The following is a 7,136-nucleotide window of genomic DNA, read 5'->3' as shown; positions in this document are numbered from 1 at the left end:
ACACAGAATTTTTTACAGTCCCGCATTAGTTGATAAAAATTTCGCTAGCCCCCTATAAGACTTTTTATTCTTAAATTATCGTTATTCAACAATATCACAACCATGGTTCAGATATTTTCCCCGCCTTAAATAATGCATTAAGCACTTTTTGAAAGAGCGCATTTTTGGTCTGCTTTTTATGCATCATATACACAGGAAAAGTAAATTCAGGGTAATTATCAACCTTGATCAAATCTCCTGAATGTAAATATTTTTGGACAACGCGCGTTCGAAAATAACCGCTCCCACCATTTTCCAGGATGTGCTGGAGCGCGAGCTGGCCAAGATTGATAGTCAGCTTGGGTCTTGCCAGATGTGGCAGAGCGATATCATGTTGTTTACGGAAATATTCTCCCCAATCTACATAGATATAAGGTTGTGCTTGGTTTTTAGCGGAGACATAGATCAGTTTTTCTTCAAGAACTTGTTCAACCTGAATTCCGGGACCGTATTCAGGTTGATGCACGACAATGACATCGAGTAAACCTTGCTGAAGTTTTTGATGCAACGAGGTTCGTTCACCAATTTCTGCATTAATCGCCGTTTCGGAAATGTCCTGACTCAGATTGTTTAACCATTGGAGCATTAACGGACTCCAAAGACTGATTTCGCCAGCAATATTGAAAATGGTTTCGGTACCTGTCGGTAACGGTAAATTTCGCTTGGCACCTTCCCATGCCTGCACCATCGCTACCGCATGTTCAATAAACTTTTCCCCATCAAGCGTCGCGGTAGCACCGGAGCGATTCCTGATAAATAACCTGCAACCAAGCTGATTTTCGAGATTATGTACACGAGCAGTAACGGTCGTTTGAGTGACATTTAGTGCTTCTGCCGCAGCCCCGAAACTACCCAAGCGAATGATTTCCAGGAAAGTACGTGCCTGATTAATATCCATCAATAATTTTGATAATAAATAAAGATATTATTCATTATACATATCTATGATGAGCGTCCAAACTATTCACAACAAAGGTAATAGAAGAGTTTGGATATTCGTATGAATGCAAAAGAACATCAATATTACAATTATGATGTGGTGAAGTATTTCAGTGTCAGTGCGTGTATTTATTTAGTACTTGGCACGGCAGTAGGCGTATGGATTGCCTCGGAGCTCGCCTGGCCTTTTCTAAACTTTGATATTCCCTATATTACCTTTGGGCGCTTACGCCCTGTGCATACCAATATTGTTGTGTATGGCTTTGGTGGATCGGTATTAATGGCGACAGCTTATTATGTGATTCAACGAACTTGTGGTGTGCGACTCTGGAGCGATGCCATGGCGTGGTTCACTTTCTGGGGATGGAATTTATATGTCATTGGCGCCATGATCACTTTGCCATTGGGCATTACGCAAGGTAAGGAATACGCCGAGCTGGAGTGGCCGCTTGATATTCTGCTGGCCGTTGTCTGGATCACCTATACGATTAATTTTATCCTCACCTTGAGTCATCGAAAATCCAGCCACATCTATGTTGCCAACTGGTTTTTCCTGGCCATGATGATCATGTTTACTTATTTGCATGTGATTAACAGCCTGTCAATCCCAGTGAGCATGTGGAAGTCCTATTCCATCTTTGCCGGCGTTCAGGATGCGATGGTTCAGTGGTGGTGGGGCCACAATGCCATTGGCTTTTATCTGACGGCTGGCTTTTTGGGAATCATGTATTACTTTGTGCCCAAACAAGCTGAGCGACCAATCTATTCGTATCGTCTATCGGTCATCCACTTTTGGGCATTGATTTTTGGCTATGTGTGGCTCGGTGCTCATCATCTCCAATACACCGCATTACCTGACTGGACCGGTTCTCTGGGTGCCGCCATTTCATTAGCCATGATCATTCCATCATGGGGCGGGGCATTAAATGGGATGTTTACACTTAGTGGGGCATGGGACAAACTTCGGACAGACTATATTTTGCGTTTTCTCATTGTGTCTCTCGCCTTTTACGCAATGTCCACTTTCGAAGGACCGGTAATGGCATCTAAAACGGTCAATGCGTTATCACATTACACAGACTGGACAATTGGGCATGTGCACTCAGGCGCTTTAGGGTGGGTCGCCATGGTTTCAATTGGCGCGCTTTATCATATGGTTGAACGGATGTGGAATACCACCATGTTCTCTGTCAGGTTGGTGAATGTCCATTTCTGGTTGGCCACCATAGGCACAGCTATTTATATCACCTCTATGTGGGTGGCTGGAATCATGCAAGGTTTAATGTGGCGTGCCTATGACGAGTATGGGAATTTGTCTTATACCTTTGTAGAGTCCGTGGCACAGATGCATCCTTATTACATTATGCGAGCCATGGGAGGATTTATATTCTTTTGCGGAGCGGTAGTGATGTTAATCAACGTACTGACGACTATTCATCTTGCTAATAAAAAAGCGTCAGAAGCAAAAGTGTCATTACAGCCAGGTTAATATGATGGATATTTTGTGGTTGTTTGCAAAGATTATCGTCGCATTTTTAATGTGACATTGGCTGGTTGTTGTGACGTCTTTTATTGGTCTGTGTTGCCTGCGGGTAATAGCGCTATGGGTATTTCACCCGGATAACAAAAAGCTATATGACTCACATGCCCATATTCCCTTAGAGGATTTGCTGGAAGGTGAAAAACATCAACCTTCAAAATCCAAATCATACTTTTCTATATTTTTATAAATGCGTATTACCGGGCTTATATTATTGTTTTTTGTTATATTCCTGATAAGTAATCTTTGGCTTTAATCGCGAAAGTCTACGTTTTCATCTAGGAACGATAATGAATCTTTACCGGCTTTCAAATATATTGGCCATTACGGTCGCTGCAGCATTATTACTGAGTTTAATGGTGATATTGGCCCTTGGTGGTTTTTCGCTTTTGGCTTATCTCAAAACCAGTTTGATCCAGATGTTTGGTTTTGTCATTGCCGCAACGGCTTCGCTATTTTTCTTTATGCGACTGATTCATCAAATGCACTCCCGTGCTTATGTCATTTCCATGCTGGTTTTTATCATAGGTATCGCCGCGTTTCTGTCCGTTTCAATTGGCAAAATGTATATGTTTCAGTATCCAATGTATGTTGAATCATATGGCCCGGGCAAAGGCCCTGGGCTTCCTCTTAACAATGTGCTGACATTCTTTCGGCATATCGGACAATTTGAGTGGATTGATGATATTGCCCATGATCCTAATAATGTGCCTGATCCGGTTTCTTCCCAGAATAGCGATTCAGAAAATGTCACCAAAATCACCTTGGAAACCAAAGAGATTCTTGCAGAACTGGCTCCGGGGATCACCTTTAATTACTGGACTTTTAACGGTACCGTTCCCGGACCGATGATTCGGGTGAAACAGGGTGATACCGTTGAACTAACACTACACAACCACGCGACCAGTTTGCATCAGCACAATATTGATCTGCATGCCGTTACCGGTCCAGGTGGTGGGGGCGAAGCCACTGTAGTTGAGCCGGGCGAAAGTAAAACCATACGTTTCAAAACACTTAATCCAGGTCTGTTTGTTTACCACTGCGCCGTACCAAATATGGCAGTACATATGACGCATGGTATGTATGGCCTCATTCTGGTTGAACCTGAAGCAGGTTTGCCTGAGGTAGATAAAGAGTTTTATCTGATGCAAGCTGAGCTTTACACCACAGGTGCGGTTGGTCGAAAAGGCTTGCAAGTTTTTGATGCAAAAAAAATGCTCGATTCTGAACCAGAATATGTGGTGTTTAACGGTCGAACCGGCGCTGTTATCGACAATATGCAGGTGAATGTCGGTGATACCGTCAGACTGTATATCGGTAATGGCGGAGTGGCGATGAACTCTTCATTTCATCTGGTCGGCGAGATCTTTGACACCGTGTATCCAGAAGCCTCGATGAATGGTGCGCAATTCAAGAATGTACAAACCACAAATATCCCGGCCGGTGGCGCCACTATTGTGGAATTTAATGTGGATTATCCTGGGCATTATGTGCTGGTTGATCATGCCTTGATGAGAACAGATAAAGGTGCCTGGGGCGTCATTGAGGCTATCGGAGAAAAAGATCCGAACATTTTTAAGAAATTAGAAACCAATCCTTAACAAAATTTTCAAGCTGAACCAGCATTGATCTGGTTTTCAGTTATCTAAAATTGATTTGGAGGAAGCTTTATGTCTCACAAGTTCAAGGTCGGGGACCATGTCACCTGGAATTCCGAAGCGGGTAAAGTTGGAGGCACGATCAGCAAAATTCACACACATGATTTTGATTACAAAGGTCACACACATCGCGCATCCAAAGATGACCCTCAATACGAAATCAAAAGCGATAAAACCGATCATATCGCCGCGCACAAAGAGTCAGCACTAACAAAAACAGCGAGCAAACAGAAGTCATAATGCTGCCGTTTTATACTGTCGGCCACTCGACTCGTACGGTGAATGAGTTTATCCAATTGTTAAGTCCAGCAGATATAATGCTTGTGGTAGATATTCGTTCATTTCCGCGTTCACGAACAAATCCTCAATATAACGAGGATGTTTTGCCACTCACTTTGGCCAAGCACCATATTAATTACCTCCATCTGACTGAACTTGGTGGACGTCGCAGCAAGATAAAAGCGATTTCAAATGAGGCGAATGGCTTTTGGAAAAATCGTAGTTTCCAAAATTATGCCGACTACGCGATGACGCCTGATTTTCAAGACGGTTTAGAAAAACTCATAAATTTAGGACGAAAAGAATGCTGCGCATTAATGTGCTCTGAGGCTGTATGGTGGCGATGTCATCGCAGAATAGTGGCTGATCATCTTATTGCACGCGGGGAGAGGGTATTTCATTTAATAAACACCGACAAAATCGAACCAGCAAGGTTGACTAAAGGTGCGATTGTGCAAGACGACAACTTAGTCACCTACCCCTATGAAGAGGTAAAAATCACTAAGAGTACGACGTGATTTTCGCACTCACTGTAACTCCAGGAAACTAAATTATGACGAAAGAAAGTCAATTATCTGACCAGGAAAAAGCCATCATTCCCTTATTTCGTCAGGCATTCAGACCGTTATTTTTGTTTGGCGCAAGCTTCAGTGTGATTGCCATGTTGTTGTGGGGCTTGGTTATTTCCGGGCAACTTAACATCGAGTTTGTTGGCAACCAGTTGTTCTGGCATAGCCATGAAATGATCTTCGGCTTTGTTGCTGCAATTGTCATTGGATTTTTGTTAACCGCAGTTCAGAGTTGGACAGGGCAGCGAGCACCGCACGGCAACACGTTAATAATTATCGTACTGTTATGGCTGGCCGGAAGACTGGCATTATTATTTGGTGCAGGTTTGCCACTATGGTTAGTAATAGCGATTGATCTCAGTTTTTTACCGGTAAGCGCCTGGTTATTGGCGAAACCTATTTTACGAGCCAAACAAAACAAAAACCTGTTTTTCATTCCGGTGCTGTTATTACTGACTATCTGCAATACGTTTATGTACGCAGGCCTTGTGATGGAGCGCCCGGATATTCAGCAGGCAGGCAGTCTCAATGCCGTTTTACTTATCACACTATTAATGACGGTGATTGGTGGTCGTGTAATTCCCATGTTTACCGCCAACGGTACTCAAACGGCCAAAGTGAACAATATTGCCTGGCTGGATAAAACGGCACTAATGAGTATTTGGCTGCTGTTTGCCTTACATTTTTTAATGCTGACGAAATTCATTCCATCCATTGTATTAAGCGTGTTGTTTGCTATTGCAGCAGTGCTGGTATTTATTCGTGGGTTTCGTTGGAAGATCTGGATTACGTTTCACATCCCATTGCTCTGGTCGTTACATATCGGTTACTGGTTCATATCGTTGGGGCTGTTAATGTTTTCAGCCTATTATGCCGGTCTCGCCATACCGTATAGTGTGGCTTTACATGCTTTGACTGCTGGTGCCATGGGGACAATGATTCTTAGTATGATGTCTCGGGTCTCATTGGGACATAGTGGAAGATCCTTAACACCAAAACGATTGATGTCACTGGCCTTTATGTTGATTATTTCTGTCGGCTTGACTCGAACACTGTTGATTTGGTTATTCCCAGCACAAATATCTTTTTGGTTATGGTTTAGCGTCCTTGCCTGGGCAACGGCTTACACTCTTTATGTCATTATTTATTTACCAATATTAACGACACCCAGACCTGATGGAAAGCCGGGTTAGCCCGATAACCATTTCACAAGTTAACAAAGCAGTTTTTTATTCACGCCAATAATCGTTGGCAATAGCTATTGTTTTGAATTCAATTGCCACTAGCTCAGCGGCATCCATTAATAGGGCAGGATCTTCAGCATATTTTGCTCTTACACGATGTTTGGCAGCAGCGTCAGTCTGAATGGTTCCAATGGTTTTTCGTACGATTTTAATGGCCAGCTGCCTGCCTTCATAAGGCGTTTCGGTAATTAATGTTGGTACATAATTATCTTCTGCTGCCATCTCGTTGGCAGAGAGGTTAATTGGGAGTAACAACGGCAAAGTCATTAACAATATTGAATAGTACTGTTTCATTTGAGTTATCCTATGTTTGTTGGCGAAATGTTCGTACACAAACAATATAACCCGAAAACAAGTAAGTCAAGTACCTATTTAAAATTACAGGATATCCATGGGACCGTTACTACAAGATCAAGTGTGTTTTGCGTTGTACTCAACAAGTGGGGAGGTCACCAAGGCATATGGAAAGCTGTTAAAACAACATGGGCTCACCTATCCGCAGTTTGTTGTCATGATGGCGTTATGGCAAAACGATGGTGCATCACCCACGCAGCTTGCAAAAGCAGTTGGCTTGAGCAAAGCGACCTTGTCACCCATTTTAAGAAAGCTGGAATCTAACGGATATCTTGTTAGAGAAAGTGTGCCAGATAACGATAAAACTAAATCCATGGTCTTGACTGCAAAGGGCTGTGAGTTTGCTGATGAGGGTGAAAATATTGCCAAATTGGCATTGTGTGCAACGGGTTTGAATGAGACTGAGGTTAATCAGTTAATAGCAATGTGCAATAAAATCAAAAACAATCTATAAATAAACCAGTCACAGTGTGTACCAGGTCTGTTCTTCTTTCTTCGTCAAGATAATGAGATT

Annotated in this window: 8 protein-coding genes; 6 read left to right on the top strand and 2 right to left on the bottom strand. The window is 42.7% G+C overall.

What is annotated here, in order from left to right; translation table 11 throughout:
• Positions 1–94: 94 nt before the first annotated feature.
• Entirely contained in the window at positions 95–937 is an 843-nt protein-coding gene (locus B4F66_RS03680) for a LysR family transcriptional regulator (protein WP_292356757.1), read from the bottom strand.
• 102 nt (positions 938–1,039) lie between these two features.
• Between B4F66_RS03680 and ccoN the strand changes: the two genes are divergently transcribed.
• The 5 genes from ccoN to B4F66_RS03655 all read left to right on the top strand — a co-directional run bounded on the left by ccoN (position 1,040) and on the right by B4F66_RS03655 (position 6,217).
• A complete protein-coding gene (ccoN, locus tag B4F66_RS03675; protein ID WP_292356759.1) occupies positions 1,040–2,467 on the top strand; it encodes a cytochrome-c oxidase, cbb3-type subunit I in 1,428 nt (475 codons plus the stop codon).
• A gap of 341 nt (positions 2,468–2,808) precedes the next feature.
• On the top strand, positions 2,809–4,119 hold the full coding sequence (gene nirK / locus B4F66_RS03670; RefSeq protein WP_292356761.1) for a copper-containing nitrite reductase: 1,311 nt from the start codon (positions 2,809–2,811) through the stop codon (positions 4,117–4,119).
• Between the two features lie 69 nt (positions 4,120–4,188).
• On the top strand, positions 4,189–4,416 hold the full coding sequence (locus tag B4F66_RS03665) for a hypervirulence associated TUDOR domain-containing protein (RefSeq protein WP_292356763.1): 228 nt from the start codon (positions 4,189–4,191) through the stop codon (positions 4,414–4,416).
• Positions 4,416–4,973, top strand: a complete 558-nt coding sequence (locus B4F66_RS03660) for a DUF488 domain-containing protein (RefSeq protein ID WP_292356765.1) — start codon at positions 4,416–4,418, stop codon at positions 4,971–4,973. Before B4F66_RS03665 ends, B4F66_RS03660 begins: the two co-directional genes overlap by 1 nt.
• 35 nt (positions 4,974–5,008) lie before the next feature.
• Entirely contained in the window at positions 5,009–6,217 is a 1,209-nt protein-coding gene (locus tag B4F66_RS03655) for an NnrS family protein (RefSeq protein WP_292356767.1), read from the top strand.
• Between the two features lie 36 nt (positions 6,218–6,253).
• On the opposite strand, the gene B4F66_RS03650 is transcribed toward B4F66_RS03655, so the two are convergent.
• Positions 6,254–6,562, bottom strand: a complete 309-nt coding sequence (locus B4F66_RS03650) for a hexameric tyrosine-coordinated heme protein (protein WP_292356768.1) — start codon at positions 6,560–6,562, stop codon at positions 6,254–6,256.
• Between the two features lie 97 nt (positions 6,563–6,659).
• On the opposite strand from B4F66_RS03650, the gene B4F66_RS03645 reads away from it, so the two are divergent.
• Positions 6,660–7,076 (top strand): MarR family winged helix-turn-helix transcriptional regulator, encoded by a 417-nt coding sequence (locus tag B4F66_RS03645; protein WP_292356769.1) that lies wholly within the window; start codon positions 6,660–6,662, stop codon positions 7,074–7,076.
• The last annotated feature ends 60 nt before the right edge of the window (positions 7,077–7,136 follow it).

Source organism: Methylophaga sp. UBA3603 (assembly GCF_002375335.1).
In the GTDB taxonomy this organism is placed as follows: Bacteria; Pseudomonadota; Gammaproteobacteria; order Nitrosococcales; family Methylophagaceae; genus Methylophaga.
The sequence above is the reverse complement of the archived record's forward strand: the minus strand, read 5'-3'. Positions and strand labels throughout refer to the sequence as shown.

Excerpts from the sequence above, each read along its gene's own strand:
- B4F66_RS03655 (WP_292356767.1), top strand. The coding sequence starts at position 5,009 with ATGACGAAAGAAAGTCAATTATCTGACCAGGAAAAAGCCATCATTCCC.
- ccoN (WP_292356759.1), top strand. The coding sequence starts at position 1,040 with ATGAATGCAAAAGAACATCAATATTACAATTATGATGTGGTGAAGTAT.
- B4F66_RS03645 (WP_292356769.1), top strand. The coding sequence starts at position 6,660 with ATGGGACCGTTACTACAAGATCAAGTGTGTTTTGCGTTGTACTCAACA.
- nirK (WP_292356761.1), top strand. The coding sequence starts at position 2,809 with ATGAATCTTTACCGGCTTTCAAATATATTGGCCATTACGGTCGCTGCA.
- B4F66_RS03660 (WP_292356765.1), top strand. The coding sequence starts at position 4,416 with ATGCTGCCGTTTTATACTGTCGGCCACTCGACTCGTACGGTGAATGAG.
- B4F66_RS03680 (WP_292356757.1), bottom strand. The coding sequence starts at position 937 with ATGGATATTAATCAGGCACGTACTTTCCTGGAAATCATTCGCTTGGGT.
- B4F66_RS03650 (WP_292356768.1), bottom strand. The coding sequence starts at position 6,562 with ATGAAACAGTACTATTCAATATTGTTAATGACTTTGCCGTTGTTACTC.
- B4F66_RS03665 (WP_292356763.1), top strand. The coding sequence starts at position 4,189 with ATGTCTCACAAGTTCAAGGTCGGGGACCATGTCACCTGGAATTCCGAA.